Origin of the sequence: Mesorhizobium sp. M0816, from assembly GCF_040320005.1 — a bacterium.
Taxonomy (GTDB): Bacteria; Pseudomonadota; Alphaproteobacteria; order Rhizobiales; family Rhizobiaceae; genus Mesorhizobium.
The window spans coordinates 18148-38134 of record NZ_JAMYOT010000009.1 but is presented as its reverse complement, the minus strand read 5'-3'; the positions used below and the strand labels follow the sequence as shown (position 1 = coordinate 38134).

The window sequence follows — 19987 nt, the reverse complement described above, 5'->3', positions numbered from 1 at the left end:
TGGCACTATTGTTGCCGCCACGGATAACCGGGTATCGTTGAGGGATGCCCGAGGCCAATGCAGACATCATCATGCCGGACGGCGCCGAAAAGCTTTTCGGCGCCGTCAGTTTGGACATCATAAGACTGGACGGAGCCGAAAAACATTTCGGCGCCGTCAGGGCGCTCGCCGGTGTCGATTTCAGCGTTCGTGCCGGAGAATGCGTCGGTCTCGTCGGCCATAACGGCGCCGGAAAATCGACGCTCATGCATATGGTGGCGGGCACGCTTGCCCCCGACAGCGGGCAGATCGCGGTCCGCGGCGGTGTCGAGGCAAGTTATTCGGTGCCGCGCGCGCAGCAGCTCGGCATACGCTGTGTGTTCCAGGAGCTGTCGCTCTGCCCGAACCTCAGCGTCGCCGAGAACACGCGGATCAACCACGCGTCGCTGCATGGCTTCGGCTGGCGGCGCAAGGCGGCCGATCTGATCGCCGCCAAGCTCGACGAGATCTTCCCCGGCCACAGCATCTCGGCATCCGACATCGTCGGTGATCTTTCCATCACCAGCCGGCAGATGGTGGAGGTGGCGCGCGCCTTCACGGTCACGCAGGAGCCGCTCGAGCTGGTTATCCTCGACGAGCCGACATCCTCGCTCGACGCGCATACCGCCGGCCAGCTGCTGGCGTTCGTGCGCCGCTTCATCGCCGCCGGCAAGAGCTGCATCCTGATCTCGCATGTGTTGGGCGAAGTGCTCGGAAATGCCGACCGCATCGTGGTGATGCGCGACGGCAAGGTGGTCGCCGCCGGGCAGGCCGACGCCTTCGACCGCGACAGCCTGGTGACGGCGATGGGCGGAGCGGAGGCGCGCGAGAAGACCGCCGCAGAAATTGCGAGCGGCAAGCCGGAGCCCGGCCCGCTGCGGGTCCGGGCGCGCCCGGCGCGACAGCAGGACGGCAACGAGCTCGTCGCCCGTGCCGGTGAGATCATCGGCCTTGCCGGACTTGCCGGGCATGGGCAGACCGATCTTTTGCTGGCTATCTTTGCTGCGGCTTCCCGTGCCAAGACCGGCATCGAGGTCACCGCGCCGGTGGCGCTGGTTGCCGGCGACCGCCAGTCGGACGGGATTTTTCCGCAATGGTCGATTGCCGAGAACATTGGCATCCGTTCGCTGGCGCGATTGCGCAACGGCCTCTTGATCTCGCCGCAGCGCGAAGCCGAGCTCGCGGAGTTGTGGCAGCGGAAAATCGGCATCCGTACGCCCGACATGAACAACAACATCTTCTCGCTGTCCGGCGGCAACCAGCAGAAGGCGCTGTTCGCGCGGGCGCTCGGCTCCGACGCCAAGATCGTGCTGATGGACGATCCGATGCGCGGCGTCGACATCGGCACCAAGCTCGAAGTCTACGACCTGGTGCGCGAAGAGGCTCGCCATGGCCGCACCTTCCTCTGGTACACCACCGAAACCGAAGAGCTCGACAATTGCGACCACATCTATGTGTTCAAGAACGGCCGGATCGTCGCCAACCTTCGTCGCGACGAACTGACGGAGGAAAAGATCATCCAGTCGTCGTTCGGCGATGCGGCCTGAGATGACAGCAGTATCCGTCGAGAATGGGCTAAAATCTTCGGCTCGCGCCACGAGGCGGGCGCGCATGCTGCGCAGCCTGCTGCCGGCACTGTCGCTGGCGCTGGTGCTCATCGCCATCGCCTGGCTCAACCCGCGCGCCATCAGCTATTTCGGTTTCAGCCTGATGCTCAATCTGGCGATCCCGATCGCTCTGGCGACGATCGCGCAGATGTTCGTCATCGCCGGCAACGAGCTCGATCTGTCGATTGGCACCTTTGTCGGCTTCGTCGGCTGCGTGACGGCGACATGGCTGAAGGACGCGCCGCTGCTCGGCGTCGTGATCCTGCTCGGGTCGATCGGCGTCTACGCGCTGCTCGGCGCGCTGATCCATCTGCGCAACCTGCCCTCTATCGTGGTGACGCTCGGCATGAGTTTTGTCTGGCAGGGCATGGCCATCCTCATCCTGCCCAAGCCCGGCGGCAAGGCGCCGGACTGGCTGCTGGCGCTGATGGCCTTCAAGCCACCCTTCATTCCGTTCCCGATCATCGCGGCATTGCTGATCGCAGCCGTCGTCCACTTTGGCCTGATGCGCACCTCCTACGGCGTCATCCTGCGTGGATCGGGCGGCAATTCAGCCGCACTCAAACGCGCCGGCTGGTCGCTGCTGCGCACCAAGATCGCCCTGTTTGCGCTGACCGGCCTGTTCGGCGTTTTGTCCGGCATGGCGCTGATCGGCATCACCACCTCGGCCGATGCCAATATCGGCAATGGCTACACGCTGCTTTCGATCGCCGGCGTCATCCTCGGCGGCGGCGAGTTCGTCGGCGGCCGGGTGTCGCCGATCGGCGCCGTCATCGGCGCGCTGACGCTGGCGCTGGCGGCATCGCCCCTCTTGACGTTCATGCACATTCCGCCCGACTGGCAGGTCGCCGCCAATGGCGCCATCCTGATCATCGTGCTGGCGGCGCGGGTGCTGATCAGCCGCAGGGAGAGGTGAGCATGGCATCGCTGCGGACACTGCTCGCCAGACCCTGGATCTGGTCGTTCTTCGGGGCGCTGCTGGTGTGGCTGGCGACCATCGCCTTCACCGGCGGCTACGGCGGCGGCGGCATGATCACGGCGGCGCTGTCGCTCGCCGTCTTCACGGTCATCGTCGGCGTCGGGCAGATGTTCGTCATCACGCTCGGGCCGGGCAATGTCGACCTGTCGCTGCCGGCCAATATCGGCCTTGCCAGCGCCGTCGCCATGAAGGTCATGGACGGCAATGATGCGATGATCGCGGTCGGCCTGCTGGCAGCGCTTGCCTGCGGCATGGCGATCGGCGCCGTCAACTATCTGCTGATCTGGGCGCTGCGCATTCCGCCGATCATCGCGACGCTGTCGGCCAGCTTCGTCATCCAGTCGGTCGATATCAGCTATGGGCGGGGCCTGCAGATCAAGCCGCCGCCGGGCTTTGCCGATTTCACCAACTGGCAGATCTTCGGCATCCCGGTGCTGGCGATCCTCACCGTGCTGTTCACCATCGGCGCCGGCATCGTTTTGCAGCGCATGATCTACGGACGCTCGGTGCTGGCGATCGGCCAAAACATCCGCGCTGCCTGGCTGGCCGGCGTCAATGTCGGCCGCACCCGCTTCCTCACCTACACGCTGTCGGGCGCGCTCGGCGGCCTCGACGGCGCACTGCTCGCCGGCTATTTCCGCGGCGCCAATGTCGATATCGGCAATGAGTATCTGCTGGCCTCGATCGCTGTCGTCGTCATCGGCGGCACGTCGGTGGCGGGCGGCAAGGCCAATGTGCCGGGGGTCTGGGGCGCGGCGCTGTTCCTGGTGCTGCTGTTGACCATGCTCAACACATTCGGCGTCAGCGTCGGCGTCCGCCTGGTGCTGACAGGGCTGATCATCGTCGGCGTCATCACCGCCGCCGGTGGGCAGAAGGCGCTGCGCTAAGGCAAGGCCACCCGGCGGCGAGGGGATATCGATCCGGCCCGCAAAACACGTGGTTCCCATCCGCATGCCAGCGCTGTAAATCCCGTCGCGCTATTGGCCAACATCATTGCGTGAGGTTTGCGTGTTCGATTTCGTCAGCACTACAAGGCACGGCAACGTCGCGGTGGTGAGCATCGACAATCCGCCGGTCAACGCGCTGAGCTTCCATGTGCGCGAGCCGCTGATGCAGGCGCTCGTTTCCCTGCGCGACGAGCCGTCGGTCGGAGCAATCGTGATAGCATGCGCCGGGCGGACCTTCGTCGCCGGCGCCGACATCACCGAATTCGGCAGGCCGGCGCGGCAACCGGACCTGGGCGCCCTAGTCGCCATGCTGGAAACCATCGCCAAGCCGACGGTCGCGGCCATTCACGGCACTGCGCTCGGCGGCGGCCTGGAACTGGCGCTCGGCTGCCATTTCCGTGTTGCCGACCGAACGGCAAGGCTCGGCCTGCCGGAAGTCAAGCTCGGCCTGCTGCCCGGCGGCGGCGGCACGGTTCGCCTGCCGCGCTTGGTTGGTCCGCTGAAGGCACTCAACATGATCGTTTCGGGAACGCCGATCGGTGCGGCCGAGGCGCTCGCCGCCGGCCTGGTGGATGCCGTCTTCGATGGCGACCTGACCGCGCAAGCGGTGAGTTTCGCCAACGAAACGGCCGCGAAAGGCGGTCCGTTCACGCCGGTGCGCGACCGCAATGATCGCCTCGACCAGGCCGACTTGCCGGCGTTCGACAAGGAAGCGGCAGTGCTTGCCGGCAAAGCACGCGGCCTCGAGGCGCCGATCGCCTGTGCGCAGTCGGTCCGCAACGCCCTGACGCTGCCCTTCGACGAAGCGCTGGCGGCGGAGCGCGACCTGTTCGTCAAGCTTGTCGCCGGGGACCAATCACGCGCGCAGCGGCATTTGTTCTTCGCTGAACGTGAGGCGGCAAAGATTGCCGGCAAGGACGTCGTCAGGCGCAAGATCGCCCGGGTCGGCGTCATCGGTGCCGGCACGATGGGCGGCGGCATCGCCATGGCGTTCGCCAACGGCGGTCTTCCCGTGACCTTGCTGGAAACAACGCAGGAGGCATTGCAACGCGGACTGACGACGATCGACAAGAATTATGCCGTTTCCGTTATCCGCGGCTCGCTGAGCGAAGACGCCAAGCGCGAGCGGCTGGATTTGTTCAGGGGCAGCACCGACTATGCCGACCTCGCCGATTGCGACCTGATCGTCGAGGCCGTGTTCGAGGAAATGGCGGTCAAGAAGGAGGTATTCGGCAGGCTGGATGCCGTGGCCAAACCGGGCGCGATCCTCGCCACCAATACCTCCTATCTCGACGTCAACGAAATCGCCGCTTCGACGTCGCGGCCGCAGGATCTCCTCGGCATGCATTTCTTTTCGCCGGCTAACGTCATGAAGCTTTTGGAAATCGTCCGCGCCGACAAGACTTCGCCCGACGTGCTGGCGACCATCGTCGATCTGGCACGGCGGATCGGCAAGGTGCCGGTCGTTGTCGGCGTCTGCCACGGCTTCGTCGGCAACCGCATGCTGGCGGCGCGCGGTGCGGAACTGGAGACGCTTCTGCTGGAAGGCGCAATGCCGCGCCAGGTCGACCAGGTGTTCACCGATTTCGGCTGGCCGATGGGGCCGTTCGAGATGAGCGATCTCGCCGGCCTCGACATAGGCTGGCGCAACCGCAAGGCGCGTGGCCAGACGGCCGTGATCGCCGATGCGTTGTGCGAACAGGGACATTTCGGCCAGAAGACCGGCAGCGGCTTCTATCGCTATGACGGCGGTTCGCGCACGCCGCTGCCCGATCCCGATGTCGAGGCGCTGATCCGCAACAAGGCTGCCGAGCGCGGTATTGCACCGCGCGCGACCGGCGCCGAGGAGATCATCGAGCGGACGCTCTATCCGATGATCAACGAGGGCGCCAAAATCCTCAAGGAAAAGATTGCCGCCCGCGCCTCCGATATCGACGTCGTCTGGGTCAACGGCTACGGCTTCCCGATCGGCAAGGGCGGGCCGATGTTCTGGGCGAGCCTCGAAGGCGTGGACAAGATCATCCGGCGGCTGGATCACTGGCACCAGCAGACCGGCAAGGATGTCTTTCGAGTGGCACCCCGGCTCAGGCAGATGGCCGAAACCGGTTCCTGGGACGGCGCTGCCGGCTGAACTTGGGACTACCGAATCCGTGCGTCCATGATCTCGACAAAACGCGCAAACAGACCCGCCTGCGACTTTATCTTGAGCTTGCGGTAAATGTTGCGGCGATGAACTTTTACGGTTCCCGGCACGATGCGCATCGCCCTGGCAATCGATTCCGTGGAATGGCCCTGAAGCACCAGATCGACGACATGCTGTTCGCGCGGCGTGAGCGAAAGGCTCTTCCAGATGTGAGCACGTTCGAACTCACTGACCGGAGCAATCGCCTCGTCTTGCTTCGTCCCAACCGGTCCGTCAGCCGGAAGGGTAGGCCAGCGCAGCCTGACGAGGCTGATCACCGCAGGCGCCATGTCGCGCAGCAACCTGGCATCGGCGGTTCCGAACGGCCCCGAAGCGCGCAATCGCATTAGCGAGACCACCAGCGCGTCCTTTCCCGGCAGCGGCACGAAAAAGCCGACCTCCTCCGCAAGCCTGGTCTGGCTGTAATAGGAGCGGTAATATTCGCTGGCATAGAAGCGATCCGGCGCCAATTCGCGCATGCGCCAAAAGCCTTCCTTGCGCTCGACTGCCGCATGGTGGAACGGATCGAGCAGATAAGGCCCTTCCTGATAGAGCGCGACGAAGACGTGGCTTTCGGCCGGCGAGAATGTCTCGAACAGCAGCGGCGGGCGTGAGGCGCCGCGATAGCCGAAGATCACGCAATGATCGAAGCTGACATGCTGGCGGAGCCAGGCGACCATCGCCTTGCCGAAAAGCTCGCCGCTCGTCTCCCGCGTCGCTGCGATGAGCGCAGCGAGCCGGCTGTATTCATCGCTGCGTGAAACGCCCAATTCATACCCCTCCAGACGAGAAAATAGACGAAATATACCACCTGGGAGGTATATACTAGCCGCCATTGGCTCTGATAGCGTTTCGAGACCAACTAGCCGCTGGAGCCCGCAGCTTTGACCGCAGTGCCCGACATCGAGTTTCGCGGGGTCACCAAACGCTACGGCAGCGTGATCGCGGTCAGCGGCATCGATCTTGCCATCCCGCCGTCTGCCTTTGTCGCGTTGCTCGGGCCGTCCGGCTGCGGCAAGACAACCTGTTTGCGCATGATCGGCGGTTTCGAACAGCCAAGCGAAGGTGTGGTATTCATCCGTGGCCGCGACATGGCCGGCACGCCGCCCTATCGGCGGCCGGTCAACATGGTGTTCCAGCAATATGCGTTGTTTCCGCATCTGGATGTGGCGGACAACGTCGCCTATGGCCTACGCCAGGCGCGGCCGCGCCTGTCGTCGCGGGAGATCAGCCTGAAGGCAGGCGAGGCGCTCGCCATGGTTCGGCTTGCCGGCTATGGACGCCGCAAGATCCATGAGCTTTCCGGCGGCCAGCAGCAGCGTGTCGCCCTGGCGCGGGCGCTGGTCAACAAGCCGGCGGTGCTGCTGCTCGACGAGCCCCTGGCGGCGCTCGACAAGAAGCTGCGCACCGACATGCAGATAGAGCTGCAGAACCTGCAGCGCGAGATCGGCATCACCTTCGTCCTGGTCACCCACGATCAGGAAGAGGCACTGTCGATGAGCGATTTCGTCTGCGTCATGAATGGCGGGCGCATCGTCCAGCTTGGGCAGCCGAGCGAAATCTACGACGAACCCGCCGACCTCTTCGTCGCCGATTTCGTCGGCAAGACCAATCTCTTGAGCGGCAAGGTCGTCGGGCTCTCGGGCAAGCTCGTCGAGGTAGCGCTTGCCGACGGCACCGTCATCGCCGCGCGCAAGCGCACTTCGCTAGCCCAGGGCGAAGCCGTCTCGGTCAGCCTTCGTCCTGAATCCTTAAGTCTCGGCGCGCCCGGAAGCGGCCGGCTGGACGGGCTTGTCCGCAACCGGATCTTTCTCGGTTCCACCGCGGAATATGCAATCGAGGTCCAAGGCATCGGGACACTGCTCGCCAAGGCCGATCATCTGGTTGGCGGTGGAAATCTCTTCAAGCCGGGTGAACCCGTCGCCGTCGGCTTTACAGCCGGAACGCCGCTGGCGTTTCCGGAGAATAACGGGACCAACCAGAGGGAAAACAAAAATGTCGAAATCGTATCGTGACGGACTGCCGATAAGCCCTGAAAAATTCGTCGACCAGTTGATGCGCCTCAAGCGCGGTTCCATCGGCCGCCGCGAGTTCCTTGGCCTCACCGGCCTAGGCATCGCAACGGCAGTAATGGCCCGCGAACTCGGCATCATGCCGTCGCCAGCCTTCGCCCAGGAGGGGCTTGGCGCCCGCATGTCGATTGCCACCTGGCCCAATTATCACGACCCGGCGACGTTCGAGAATTTCAAGGCCGAAACCGGCGTTGCCGTCGAGGTGAACGTGTTCGGGTCAAACGAGGAGATGCTGGCCAAGCTGCAGGCCGGCGCCTCGGGCTGGAGCCTTTTCGTTCCGACCAACTACACGATCTCGACTTACAAGAAGCTTGGCATCATCGAGGCGCTGGATTTGGCCAAGCTTGCCAATTATGACGGCTCGCAAGAAGACCCGCGCTTCACTGGGGAAGGCACGATCGATGGCGTGACCTACGCGGTGCCGAAGAATTGGGGCACCACCGGCTTTGCCGTCAACACCAAGAAACTGACCAAGCCGATGACGAGCTGGAAGGAATTCTGGGACACGGCCATGGCGGAGGGCGACGGCCGGACCATGGTTCATGATTACCAGCTGACCACGATCGGCAACGCGCTGAAATATTTCGGCTTCTCGTTCAACTCGCTGAAGCCGGACGAACTCGCCAAGGCGGAGGAATTGCTGCTGAAGGTCAAGCCGCATCTGTTCGCGGTCTCTAGCGACTACCAGCCGTCGATGCGTGCCGGCGACGCCTGGATGACGATGTGCTGGACCAATGACGGGGCGCAGCTCCACCGCGACATCCCCGAAATCGCCTACGTGCTTGGCAAGGAAGGCGGCGAGATCTGGACCGACTTCTACGCAATACCCAAGGATGCGCCGAACAAGCCTGCCGGCTATGCCTTGCTCAACTATTTGATGAACCCGAAAGTCGCGGTCAAGGAGCACCTGGCCAACGGTGCGCCTTCCACCGATGCGCGGGTCAATGCGCTGCTGCCCAAGGAGGTGCTGGACAATCCGATCCTCTATCCGGCGGCGGATCTGCTGAAGCCGCTCGAATTCGGTGCGGCTGCAACGCTAACCGATCCGGGTCGGGCCGAATTGATGGCACGCTTCAAGTCGGCTTGAACCGGGCAGGCCACAGGCTCGATGCAGGCAACTCCCCGGCGGACAGATGTCCGCCGGCACCGGGGCGGTTTTTTCAATGCGCAGCAATGTCCTCCGTCACAATCTCCTGACCGCCCTGCTGCTCGGTCCAGCAACGGCGTGGCTGGTGGTGTTTTTAGTTTTGCCGTTCGTGGCGATCGCCGTTTTCAGCGTCGGCGAGCGGGCGCCGGAAGGCGGCTATCAGGCCGCTGTCACCTTGGCGCAGTATGCCAATCTTCCGGCGCGGGCGACCGCCTTCTGGAACACCATGGTGCTGGCGCCGGCGGGCGCACTGGCCTGTCTTCTCGTTGCCTATCCGGTCGCCTATTACCTCGCTTTGCGCGCGCCGGAACGGTGGCGGCTGATCCTGCTGGCGCTTGTCGTCATCCCGTTCTGGACCAGCCTGCTGATGCGAACCTATGCCTGGATGTATGTGCTTGGCGGGCGCGGCATCCCAGCTCTGCTGGCGTATGTCGGGATGGAGGACGTGCGGCTGATCAACACGCCGGGAGCGGTTCTGCTCGGCATCGTCTATGGTTATCTGCCGCTGATGATCCTGCCGATCTATGTCAGCCTCGAGCGGCTCGACCGCCGGCTGCTGGAGGCCTCCGCCGATCTCGGCGCGACGCCGATTTCGACATTCCTCGGCGTGACGCTGCGGCTGTCGCTGCCAGGTGTGATGACCGGCTTCTCGCTGGTCATGATCCTGCTGCTCGGCGAATATCTGATCCCGACGCTACTCGGCGGCGGCAAGGTCTTCTTCATCGGCAACGCGCTGGTCGATCTGTTCCTGCAATCGCGCAACTGGCCATTTGGATCGGCAATCGCCATCACACTTGTGGCGGTTTCAGTGGTCGTGCTGCTTGCCGCGAACCGCATTTCGACCCGGCTTTCGGGTGCCCGCCGGGTGGATCTGATCTGATGCGTGCCTTCGTCGTTGCGGTCTTTGCCTTTCTCTACCTGCCGATCACGCTGGTGGTGCTGTTTTCGTTCAACGCCGGCCACCACGCCAGCGAGTTCACTGGCTTCTCGATGCAATGGTACGGCAAGGCCCTGGCAAACCCGTTCCTGGTCGAAGCGCTGAAGAACAGCCTGTTCATCGCCACGACCAGCGCCTTGCTGGCGGCGCTGTGCGGCACGGCCGCCGCGCTTGGCCTGGCGCGTGTCGGGGCCCGGACGCGGGCCGTCTTCGATGCCCTCCTGGGTGCTGCGATCGTCGTTCCTGGCGTCGTCATCGGCATCTCGACGCTGGTCGCGCTGGTCCAGCTATTCGGGGTGGTCAACCCGTTTGTCGCTTCGCTGTGGCCGAACGACCAGCCACCGCGCCTGGCGCTCGGCTATGGCTCGATCATCGCCGCGCACGGGCTGTTTTCGATGGCGCTGGTGGCGATGATTGTCAGCACGCGCCTCGGCAGCCTCGACCGCAATCTGGTCGAGGCCTCGAGCGATCTTTACGCCACCCCGCTGACGACGTTCCGCAGCATCGTGTTGCCGCAGATCATGCCGGCGGTGATCGCCGGCTTCCTGCTCGCCTTCACATTCTCCTTCGACGATTTCATTGTCGCTTTCTTCGTCGCCGGCGCACAGACGACATTGCCGATCTATGTCTTCGCCTCGATCCGGCGCGGGGTCACGCCGGAGATCAATGCCATCGCGACGATCGTGCTCGTCGCCTCCGTTCTGCTCGTGGTGCTTGCCCAATGGCAACTGCGCCAACGAAAACCATCACACTGAAAGACAAAAACATGATTCTGAGAGATCGCATCGCCGTGGTGACGGGTGCCGGGTCGGGGATCGGGCGTGCCGGCGCCATGATGATGGCCAGGGAAGGCGCGCTCGTGGTGATCGCCGACAGGGACCAGGCGGCGGGGGAAGCAACCGCTTCCGACATTCGTGCGGCCGGCGGTCGGGCCGAGGCCGTCGCCACCGACGTCGGCGAGGATGCGGCGGTCGAGCAGCTCATTGCGGGAACGCTGGGCCGGCATCGGCGGATCGACATCCTGCACAATCATGCCGGGATCCAGGTCGGCGGCACGCTGACCGAAGTCGGCGCCGACGGCATGGATGCCTCCTGGCAGATCAATGTGCGGGCGCAGTTCCTCGCGGCCAGGCTGGTCATGCCGTCGATGATCGCGCAAGGCGGCGGGGTGATCCTGAATACCGCCTCGAATTCGGGTGTGTTCTACGACCGCGAAATGATCGCCTACGCAACGTCAAAACATGCAGTGGTAGCGATGACCCGGCAGATGTCGCTCGACTATGCCAAACACAATGTCCGCATCAACGCGCTGTGCCCCGGCTGGGTCAATACGCCCTTCAACGAGCCGTTCATCGCGCAGATGGGCGGGCGGGCGGCGATCGAGAACTATGTCCGCACCAAGATTCCCATGCAGCGCTGGGCCAGCGCGGAGGAAATCGCCGAAGCGATCCTTTTCCTCGTCTCCGACCGCTCGTCCTTCATGACCGGTCAGGCGCTGGTTATCGACGGTGGAGAAAGCATCGGCTGATCCGCCGCTCCCGGCGGGCGGCAGCTGAAATTCTCTTTGGCCTAACGGCCGGCGGCGAGATGTGCTTTCGTCTCAAGGAGAATGCGGCCAACATGGCTGGGTCGGGAGCAGAAATCATCAGCGCAAACGGGAAGGCTGCATAATGGCCGAGGCCTATATCTGCGACTACATCCGCACGCCGATCGGACGCTTCGGCGGTTCGTTGTCGGCGGTCCGTGCCGACGATCTCGGCGCGATACCTCTGAGGGCGCTGGTCGAGCGTAATTCGGGCATCGACTGGGCCGCCATCGACGATGTCGTCTATGGCTGCGCCAACCAGGCCGGCGAGGACAATCGTAATGTGGCGCGCATGGCGCTGCTGCTGGCCGGCCTGCCCAAGGAGGTTTCGGGCTCGACCGTCAACCGTCTCTGCGGTTCGGGCATGGATGCGGTGATAATTGCTGCCCGCGCCATCAAGGCCGGCGAGGCGGAGCTGATGATATCAGGCGGCGTCGAATCGATGAGCCGCGCTCCGTTCGTGCTGCCCAAGGCAGAGACCGCCTTTTCGCGCAATGCCGAGATTTACGACACCACGATCGGCTGGCGCTTCATCAATCCGCTGATGAAGAAGCAATACGGCGTCGATTCGATGCCGGAGACCGGCGAGAACGTGGCGGAAGAGTTTGCCGTCTCCCGCGCGGACCAGGATGCGTTTGCCGCACGCAGCCAGGACAAGGCGGTGGCGGCGCAGGCCAATGGCCGGCTGGCAAAGGAGATCACGCCGGTGACGATTCCGCAGCGCAAGGGCGAGCCGGTCGTTGTCGACAGAGATGAGCATCCGCGCGCGGGTACGACCGTCGAAGGGCTGGCCAAATTGCCGACGCCGTTCAGGCAAGGCGGTACGGTCACGGCCGGCAATGCGTCGGGCGTCAATGACGGCGCGGCGGCGCTGATCGTCGCCTCGGAAGCAACCGTGAAAAAATACGGGTTAACGCCGATCGCCCGTATTCTCGGCGGTGCCAGCGCCGGCGTGGCGCCGCGCATCATGGGCATCGGCCCGGTGCCGGCCACGCAAAAGCTATGCGCCCGGCTCGGCCTGACGCCGCAACAGTTCGACGTTATCGAGCTCAATGAGGCCTTTGCCTCGCAAGGCATCGCCGTGCTACGCCAACTCGGCATTGCCGAGGATGCGGAGCACGTCAACCCGAATGGCGGCGCCATCGCGCTCGGTCATCCGCTCGGCATGTCCGGGGCGCGCATCACCGGCACGGCGGCATTGGAGCTGCGCGAACGCGGCGGCCGCTACGGCCTCGCCACCATGTGCATCGGCGTCGGCCAGGGCATTGCGGTGGCGCTGGAGAGATTGTGAGCAAGCGTCGATTTGCCGGGCCATTTAATGGCGCGTTCCGCCCACTCAAATTTGACCATGTGGACAAAAGCCGGGGACCGCTCCATAGTTCCTTCGCCGATATTCCGGAGAAGAGAGCCGGCTCGACACGGCGCCAATCAGAGGGGCATGCAATGGACAACGGGAAGAGCAGAATCCAATCGAAACGCGAAGGGCTTTCGCGCCGCAACGTGCTGGAGCTGGGCGCGCTCGGCCTGGCGGCGATGCTGCCGGGCAGCGCCTTTGCCAAGACCAAGAAGCTGAAAGTGGCGGCGATCTTCGCCACGCCGATCGAGGAGCCGTGGGACAACCAGATCCACGTTGCCCTGCAGAAGGCCGAGAAGGAACTCGGCATCGAATACAAATGGTCGGAGAAGGTGCAGACGGCCGATTTCAGCCGCGTCATGCGCGAATATGCGCAGGGCGGCTATGAGCTGGTGCTGGGCGATGCCTTCGCCGCCGAGCGCGAATCGCGCAGGACCGCCAAGCAGTTCCCGAAGACCGCCTTCCTGTTCGGCTCCGGCGCCGGGCCGGCCGAGCCGAATTTCGGCGTCTTCGACAACTGGATCCACGAGCCGGCCTATCTGTCCGGGATGATCGCCGGAAAGATGTCGAAGTCAGGCACGGTCGGCGCCGTCGCGGCGATGGGCATTCCGGAAGTGAACCGGCTGGTCAACGCTTTCTTTGCCGGCGCCAGGGAGGTCAATCCCAACATCAAGAAGAAGGTCGCCTTCATCGGCTCGTTCTTCGATCCGCCAAAAGCAAAGGAAGCGGCCGTCGCCCAGATCGATGCCGGCGTCGACGTCATCTATGCCGAGCGCTTCGGCGTCATCGAAGCGGCGGCGGAGAAGAAGATCCTCGCCATCTCCAACATGTCGGACCAGTCGAGCCTCGGCCCCGACACCGTGATCACCGGGCCGGTCTGGGACATGTATCCGACCGTCGAGCAGGCGATCAAGCTGGTCAAGGCCGGCGTGTTCACCGCGCAGGATTACGGCGATTTCTCGCGCATGGCCAAGGGCGGCTCCTACCTCGCGCCCTACCACAAGTTCGACAAGACGCTGCCGGCCGAGGTCAAGGAACTGGTCGAGAAGAAGAAGGCAGAGATCCTCGACGGCAATTTCCGCGTCGACGTCGATGAGAATACGCCGGTTTCGGACTAGCGCTCTGTCTTTTGGGGTTGGTGCTTGTCGCACCCCCCTATGGCCGGCCATCTCCCCCTCAAGGGGGGAGATTAGCAGCTTCGCCGACAGCGCCCTCCTCTTCAGCGTTGACGATTTGCGAAAGCAGAAGTGACATCCGATCTCCCCCTTGAGGGGGAGATGGCCGGCAGGCCAGAGGGGGGTGCAGCGCATCCCGGCCAAAGCCAAATCGTAAAGCCAATTCCGATCGGGAGCACCCTTGTCAACGCCTGCCCCTCTCATCGAAATGCGCGGCATCTCCAAGAGCTTTGGCGCCGTCAAGGCGAACGAGGCCGTCGATCTCAGCGTCGCGCCGGGTGAAATCCTCGGGCTGCTCGGCGAAAACGGCGCCGGCAAGACGACGCTGATGAACGTGCTGTTCGGCGCCTATGCGCCCGATGCCGGCGAGATCCTGGTGCAGGGCCGGTCGGTGGCGATCAACAGTTCGGCCGATGCGCTGGCCGCCGGCATCGGCATGGTGCACCAGCATTTTCATCTCGCACCGCGGCTTTCGGTGCTGGAGAACCTCTTGATCGGCATTCCCGGCAGATCGGGCCGGATCGACCGCGCCGGCGGGCTGGCGCGGCTCGCCGAGATCGGCCGCCAGCACGGGCTGACGCTCGACCCGGACCTCCCCGTCTCGGCGCTGTCGGTCGGCGAGCAACAGCGGCTCGAAATCGTCAAGGCGCTGTTTCGCGGCGCAAGGCTGCTGATCCTCGACGAGCCGACGGCGGTGTTGGCACCAACCGAGGTCGACGGGCTGTTTTCGGCGCTGCGCTCGATGGCGGCACAAGGGCTCGGCATCATCTTCATCTCGCATAAGCTCAACGAGGTGCGAGCGCTGACGCATCGCTGCGTCGTGCTCCGGCATGGGCGCGTTGCCGGCCGCGTCGATGCGCCGGCCAGCACCACGTCCTCGGAGATGGCGCGACTGATGTGCGGCCACGAGATCGTGCCTCCGGCCAGAGGACCGTCGATGCCCGGTGCGGCCGTGCTGACCCTCGACGGTATCTCGACATCTCATCATTCCGGCATGGCGCTGCGCGATGTTTCGCTGTCGGTTCGTGGCGGCGAGATCCTTGGCATCGCCGGCGTCTCCGGCAATGGCCAGCGCGCGCTTGCCGAGGTCATCTCCGGCGTGCGTGCGCCCGATGCCGGGAAGATGACCATAGCCGGCAAAACGGTTTCGCGGTTCTCGCCGAGCACAGTGCAGGCGCTCGGCCTCGGCCGCATCCCGGAAGACCGTATGACGACAGGGCTGGTCACCAATCTGCCGCTCGCCGATTCGATGGTGCTGCCGCGCATCGGCACGGCGGCGTTCAGCCGCAACGGCCTGCTCAAGCCGGATGCGATCCGCGCCTTCGCCGAGGCACAGATCAAAGCCTACGATATACGTTGCCCGGGGCCGATGACGCGCGCCGGGGCGCTTTCCGGCGGCAATCTGCAGAAGGCGCTTTTGGCGCGCGAACTCGCCTTCGATCCGAAGGTGCTGATCGTTTCGCAGCCGACTCGCGGCCTCGACATCGGCGCCGCGCGCTTCATCCACGAAAAATTCCTCGACATGCGCGCCAAGGGCTGCGGCATCGTCGTCATCAGCGAGGATCTGGAAGAGTTGCTGATGCTCTCGGATCGTATCGCGGTGATGTATGAGGGCCGCATCGTCGGCACGCTGAACAGCGCCGACGCCAGCATCGCCAGACTCGGGTTGATGATGACCGGAGCGGAGGGCCATGCCTGATGTTCCGTCTCGAGGCCCGCACCTCAACGCCCGCCTGGTTCAATCTGGCGCTGCCGCTGCTCGCCATCGGCGCGACGCTGATCCTGTGCAGCGGCCTCATTGCACTGGCTGGCGCCGGCGTCGTCGAGGCTTATGGCGTTATGTTTTCGGCGTCGCTGGGCGACAGCTACGCCGTCACCGAAACGCTGGTGCGTGCCACCCCGATGATCTTCACGGGACTTGCCGTGGCAGTCGCCTTCCGCGCCAAATTCTGGAATATCGGCGCCGAAGGGCAATTGCTGGCTGGTGCGGTGGCGAGCTGTGCCGTCGGTGCAATCCAGATGCCGGGGCCGCTCGCCATGCTGCTGATGGCGCTGGCGGGTGCCGCCGCCGGCGCGGCCGTCGCCCTGATCCCCGCCACGCTGCGGGTAAAATTCAGGGTCGATGACGTGGTCAGCTCGCTGCTGCTCAACTCGGTCATTTTCTACGCACTGATGGCGCTGATCGAAGGGCCATGGAAGGACAGTTTCAGCGGCTACCCGATCTCGCCGCCGATCGAGGATACGGCCAATTTTCCAGTGCTGCTCGAAGGCACGCGGCTGCATCTCGGGGTCGTCGCGGCGCTGGTCGCCGCACCGGTCATCTGGTTCGTGGTCGCGCGCACCACGCTCGGCTTCCGCATCAGGGTCACCGGCGAAAACCCCGAGGCGGCGCGCTATGGCGGCATCAATGTCGAGCGGGTGCTGATTTCGACGGCGCTGCTGTCTGGCGCATTGGCCGGCCTTGCGGGCGTCGGCGAGGTCGGCGGCGTGCATTTCCAGGTGATGAGCGACATCTCGCCGGGCTATGGCTATTCCGGCATCGTCGTCGCCATGCTGGCGAGGCTCAATCCGCTCGGCGTGGTGCCGGCGGCGATCTTCCTTGCCGCCGTCATGACCGGCGCCGAGGCGATGTCGCGGGCGACCGGCGTTCCGGCCTTCCTCAGCGATGTCATCCAGGGAACTGCGCTGCTCGCCATGCTGGTGGCGCTGCTGTTCACCGCCTATCGCATCCGTCGCGTGGGAATAGCCAAATGAGCGTGGTGCTGGAACAGATCTTCCAGGTCGGCTTCCTTGCCGCGATCATCCGCATCGCCACGCCGCTAGCCTTCGCGACGCTGGGCGAGATGTTCTCCGAGCGCGCCGGGGTGCTCAATCTCGGCATCGAAGGCATCATGCTTTTGTCGGCGATGACCGGCTTCACCGCGGCGAGCCTCAGCGGCAGCCTCTGGCTTGGCGTGCTAGCGGCGGTGCTGACCGGGGCGCTGATGGGCGCCGTGCACGCGCTGTTCACTGTAGCGCTCGGCCTCAGCCAGCATGTCTGCGGCATCGGCGTGACGCTGTTTAGCTCCGGCCTTGCCTATTTCCTCTACCGGCTGATCTTCGGCCAGCAATCGGTACCGCCGAACATCAAGGGATTCGAGACGCTGCCGATCCCGATCCTGTCCGGCATTCCGGTGCTTGGGCCGGCGGTGTTCAACCAGTTCTCGCTGGTCTACATGGCGATGCTGGCCATACCGCTGGCCGCCTTCGTGCTCTACCGCACGCCTTGGGGCCTGTCGGTGCGCATGGTCGGCGAAAACCCGCGTGCCGCCGATTCTGCCGGCGTCAGCGTCATTGCAACACGCTTCCAGGCGGTGATCCTCGGCGGTGCCTTGATGGGGTTGGCCGGTGCCTTCCTGTCGATGGCGCAATTCAACGCCTTCACCTTCGGCGTGGTTTCGGGGCGTGGCTGGGTGGCAATCGCGCTCGTCGTTTTCGGCCGCTGGGATCCGTGGCGATCGGCAGGCGCGGCACTGCTGTTTGCCTTCGTCGATGCCCTGCAGTTGCGCATGCAGGCGAGCGGGCTTGGCCATATCCCCTACGAGGCCTTCCTGATGCTGCCGTTCATCTTCACCATCGTCGCTATGGCGGTGATGTCGCGCAATGCGGTAGCCCCGTCGGCGCTGCTCAAGCCGTTCCGGCGCGAAGAGCGGTAGCGGCGCTTCGCCCTTCACATCGCGGTAAAGCCGTTATCGACGAACAGATGGGCGCCGTTGACGAAGCTGGCCTCGTCGCTGGCCAGGAACAGGGCTGCCTTCGCGACCTCTTCCGGCTCGCCAATCCGCCCTTGTTGCGCCGCCATTGCCGCGTCGGAGACATCGACGCCGAGTTTGTCGAGATCGGCGACCTCACGCAGGCCATGCGGTGTCCTGATGAAGCCTGGACAGACCGCATTGCAGCGGATGTTGCGGTCGCGGAACTCGACGGCGATGGCACGCGCGAACATATGGCAGGCGCCCTTGGTGGTGTCGTAAAGCACCTCCATCGGCGTCGCCGCCACCGCCGAGATCGACGAGGTGCAGACGATGGAACCGCCGCCGGCGGCGATCATGCCGGGCACCACGGCACGCGTCATCAGGAACATCGAACGCACATTGACGGCATGCAGCCAGTCCCATTCCTGCAGCGTGGTCTCCAGGAAGGGTTTGATGACGAGGGTGCCGGCGTGGTTGAACAGAACCGTGACCGGGCCGAATTTTTCCGTCGCGCCCTTCACCGCCGCTTCGACCTGCGCCTCATCCGATACGTCGGCGACCCAGTGCTCGGCGACATGGCCGCGTTGCCTGATTGCCGCTGCGGTGGCGGCGGCTGCTTCGCCGTTGCGGTCGACGATCGCCACCTTGGCGCCCTCGGCCGCGAAAAGCTCCGAGGCCGCACCGCCCATTCCCGTCGCGCCGCCCGAAATGATGGCGACCTTGCCGGCCAGTCTTGTCCCCATGGTTTGCTCCCTGCAGCCTTGCCGTGACGTCGCGGCTTTCCGCTGAAGCGATGCTATCCCTCATCCATTGGATGGCCAAGAAGCCACAGACACATGGACCTGACGTTTCCTGCCGTCACCCCGGCATGCCGCAAAAGGCAGCGCTAAGCAATAAAAGCACTAATGTGTCTATTATTTGGAGAAAATTGTTCTAAGGATCGCGCGAAAATAGCACTCGACAAAGTCTACTGATTTTATAGATTAAGCGCCGAGACGGAGGTCGATATGTCCTATAGCCAGAACGCTCAGACTGCCCGCAAAGGCCAAAGGCTGGGTTCCGACCAGGTGTGGCGGCCGGCCTATGCCGGCGCTTTCGCCTATCTCGTCTTTGCCCTTGCGTTTGTATTCACCGGGGCAGTGGTACTGGGGCTGATCCCCTGATTGTCAAGGCTCTGATCATCGAGGCTTCCTCGGGATAGCGGCCTGCCGTTTGCAGAAATTCCGGAGTTGATGAACCGAATGCCGGTGCGCTTTTGCGCGCCCTGATTCCAACGTGATGGAGGAGATGGCAATGCCAATCGAGTTCACGCATGTTCCCGGTAAGATCCACGCCACCAACGCCAGCTTTTTCTACGACTTTGTCGAGACCGCGACGAAGCTGTCACTGATCGAGGATGCCGGATTCCGGAAGATCGTCATCGACGACCAGGCCGGGCTGCTGACCAATATGGACCTTGCCGCCCAGACGCTGGACCGGACCTCCTCCCTCGAGGTCGTGCTCACGCATTGGGCAGGCGTGATCGAACCAACCGTGGCGGCGCGGCAGCTCGCTGCCCTCGACGCGAGAAGCGGTGGCCGGCTGTCGCTCAGGATGCTCAGCGAGCCGCTGAGCGACGACGATGCCGAGGCACGTCCGGCCGGCCACACAGTGGTCTGGCAACGCATCGATGAATATCTGGTGCTGCTGAAGCGGTTGTGGTCGAACGACAGGCCGTTCGACCATGAAGGCACCTTTTACAGCATCAAAGGCGGCTATGTGCCGCGCAAGGGGCCGCATGGTGCCGATGTGACCATCCGCATGGGCGGACAGTCGGGCACGGCGCTCAGGGTCGCGGGCAGGCATGCGGATGTGTTCGAGCTGGCGCCGGGCTCGCTTGCAGAAATCCGCCAGTCAATGGAGCGCGTACGCGGCGCTGCTGCCGAACACGGCCGGGCCGGCAAGCTGCGTTTCGCGCTTCCGGTCCAAATCCGTACGGAAGACAAACCGGCCGCTTCCTGCCAGAAGGCGCTCGAACTTGCCGGGCCGCCGGCGCAGGTCGCGCTTTCGCTGCTTTCTTACGCCGCTTTGGGGATCAAGGAGTTCATGATCGTCGGCGTCGACAGGCCACGCGAGATTGCGACCGCCGGCCGCGAGGCGATCGCGCTCTTGCGCAATTCGCTGGCACGGCGCGAGGCCGATGTCCCTCAGCCGGGGGCGTTTGCGTCACGCTCGATACAGGGAGCACGCGCCGGCTGCTGAAGCGCCTCC

The 19987-nt window shown here is 64.3% G+C and carries 18 protein-coding genes; 16 read left to right on the top strand and 2 right to left on the bottom strand.

The features are described 5' to 3' along the window. Nucleotides 1-71 precede the first annotated feature (71 nt). The 4 genes from NKI17_RS15775 (at nucleotide 72) to NKI17_RS15760 (ending at nucleotide 5682) form a co-directional block, all read left to right on the top strand. Entirely contained in the window at nucleotides 72-1565 is a 1494-nt protein-coding gene (locus NKI17_RS15775) for a sugar ABC transporter ATP-binding protein (protein ID WP_352456362.1), read from the top strand. A 1-nt stretch (nucleotide 1566) separates the two neighbouring features. After that, the gene (locus tag NKI17_RS15770) at nucleotides 1567-2541 is read left to right on the top strand and encodes an ABC transporter permease (RefSeq protein WP_023678190.1); all 975 of its coding nucleotides are present in this window, start codon (nucleotides 1567-1569) and stop codon (nucleotides 2539-2541) included. Nucleotides 2542-2543: 2 nt separating this feature from the next. Further along, nucleotides 2544-3491 (top strand): ABC transporter permease, encoded by a 948-nt coding sequence (locus NKI17_RS15765; RefSeq protein ID WP_352456288.1) that lies wholly within the window; start codon nucleotides 2544-2546, stop codon nucleotides 3489-3491. Nucleotides 3492-3612: 121 nt separating this feature from the next. Beyond that, entirely contained in the window at nucleotides 3613-5682 is a 2070-nt protein-coding gene (locus NKI17_RS15760) for a 3-hydroxyacyl-CoA dehydrogenase NAD-binding domain-containing protein (RefSeq protein WP_352636949.1), read from the top strand. A gap of 8 nt (nucleotides 5683-5690) precedes the next feature. Here NKI17_RS15760 and NKI17_RS15755 read toward each other — a convergent pair whose 3' ends face one another. Continuing rightward, a complete protein-coding gene (locus NKI17_RS15755; protein WP_292657193.1) occupies nucleotides 5691-6503 on the bottom strand; it encodes a helix-turn-helix domain-containing protein in 813 nt (270 codons plus the stop codon). Nucleotides 6504-6617: 114 nt separating this feature from the next. On the opposite strand from NKI17_RS15755, the gene NKI17_RS15750 reads away from it, so the two are divergent. The 10 genes from NKI17_RS15750 (at nucleotide 6618) to NKI17_RS15705 (ending at nucleotide 17698) form a co-directional block, all read left to right on the top strand. Next, complete coding sequence (locus NKI17_RS15750) at nucleotides 6618-7748, top strand: ABC transporter ATP-binding protein (protein ID WP_352636948.1); 1131 nt, start codon at nucleotides 6618-6620, stop codon at nucleotides 7746-7748. After that, complete coding sequence (locus NKI17_RS15745; RefSeq protein ID WP_352636947.1) at nucleotides 7729-8892, top strand: ABC transporter substrate-binding protein; 1164 nt, start codon at nucleotides 7729-7731, stop codon at nucleotides 8890-8892. Before NKI17_RS15750 ends, NKI17_RS15745 begins: the two co-directional genes overlap by 20 nt. A gap of 76 nt (nucleotides 8893-8968) precedes the next feature. Further along, nucleotides 8969-9832 carry an ABC transporter permease gene (locus tag NKI17_RS15740; protein WP_352636946.1) on the top strand — a complete coding sequence of 288 codons (864 nt, stop codon included), beginning with the start codon at nucleotides 8969-8971 and terminating at the stop codon, nucleotides 9830-9832. After that, complete coding sequence (locus tag NKI17_RS15735; protein ID WP_352906296.1) at nucleotides 9832-10644, top strand: ABC transporter permease; 813 nt, start codon at nucleotides 9832-9834, stop codon at nucleotides 10642-10644. The genes NKI17_RS15740 and NKI17_RS15735 overlap by 1 nt, the downstream gene beginning before the upstream one ends. 11 nt (nucleotides 10645-10655) lie before the next feature. Then, the gene (locus NKI17_RS15730; protein ID WP_352636944.1) at nucleotides 10656-11417 is read left to right on the top strand and encodes an SDR family NAD(P)-dependent oxidoreductase; all 762 of its coding nucleotides are present in this window, start codon (nucleotides 10656-10658) and stop codon (nucleotides 11415-11417) included. Between the two features lie 142 nt (nucleotides 11418-11559). Then, the gene (pcaF, locus tag NKI17_RS15725) at nucleotides 11560-12765 is read left to right on the top strand and encodes a 3-oxoadipyl-CoA thiolase (RefSeq protein ID WP_352636943.1); all 1206 of its coding nucleotides are present in this window, start codon (nucleotides 11560-11562) and stop codon (nucleotides 12763-12765) included. A gap of 152 nt (nucleotides 12766-12917) precedes the next feature. Continuing rightward, nucleotides 12918-13946, top strand: a complete 1029-nt coding sequence (locus NKI17_RS15720; RefSeq protein WP_352636942.1) for a BMP family protein — start codon at nucleotides 12918-12920, stop codon at nucleotides 13944-13946. 265 nt (nucleotides 13947-14211) lie between these two features. Further along, a complete protein-coding gene (locus tag NKI17_RS15715; RefSeq protein ID WP_502894526.1) occupies nucleotides 14212-15702 on the top strand; it encodes an ABC transporter ATP-binding protein in 1491 nt (496 codons plus the stop codon). After that, entirely contained in the window at nucleotides 15702-16757 is a 1056-nt protein-coding gene (locus tag NKI17_RS15710) for an ABC transporter permease (protein WP_352636941.1), read from the top strand. The genes NKI17_RS15715 and NKI17_RS15710 overlap by 1 nt, the downstream gene beginning before the upstream one ends. Beyond that, the gene (locus tag NKI17_RS15705; protein WP_352574549.1) at nucleotides 16754-17698 is read left to right on the top strand and encodes an ABC transporter permease; all 945 of its coding nucleotides are present in this window, start codon (nucleotides 16754-16756) and stop codon (nucleotides 17696-17698) included. Before NKI17_RS15710 ends, NKI17_RS15705 begins: the two co-directional genes overlap by 4 nt. Nucleotides 17699-17712: 14 nt before the next feature. Here NKI17_RS15705 and NKI17_RS15700 read toward each other — a convergent pair whose 3' ends face one another. After that, complete coding sequence (locus NKI17_RS15700; protein ID WP_352906295.1) at nucleotides 17713-18480, bottom strand: SDR family NAD(P)-dependent oxidoreductase; 768 nt, start codon at nucleotides 18478-18480, stop codon at nucleotides 17713-17715. 264 nt (nucleotides 18481-18744) lie between these two features. Here NKI17_RS15700 and NKI17_RS15695 point away from each other — a divergent pair, with 264 nt between their 5' ends. Next, a complete protein-coding gene (locus tag NKI17_RS15695; protein WP_023678176.1) occupies nucleotides 18745-18900 on the top strand; it encodes a hypothetical protein in 156 nt (51 codons plus the stop codon). Nucleotides 18901-19030: 130 nt separating this feature from the next. Next, complete coding sequence (locus tag NKI17_RS15690) at nucleotides 19031-19978, top strand: LLM class flavin-dependent oxidoreductase (protein ID WP_352648131.1); 948 nt, start codon at nucleotides 19031-19033, stop codon at nucleotides 19976-19978. The last annotated feature ends 9 nt before the right edge of the window (nucleotides 19979-19987 follow it).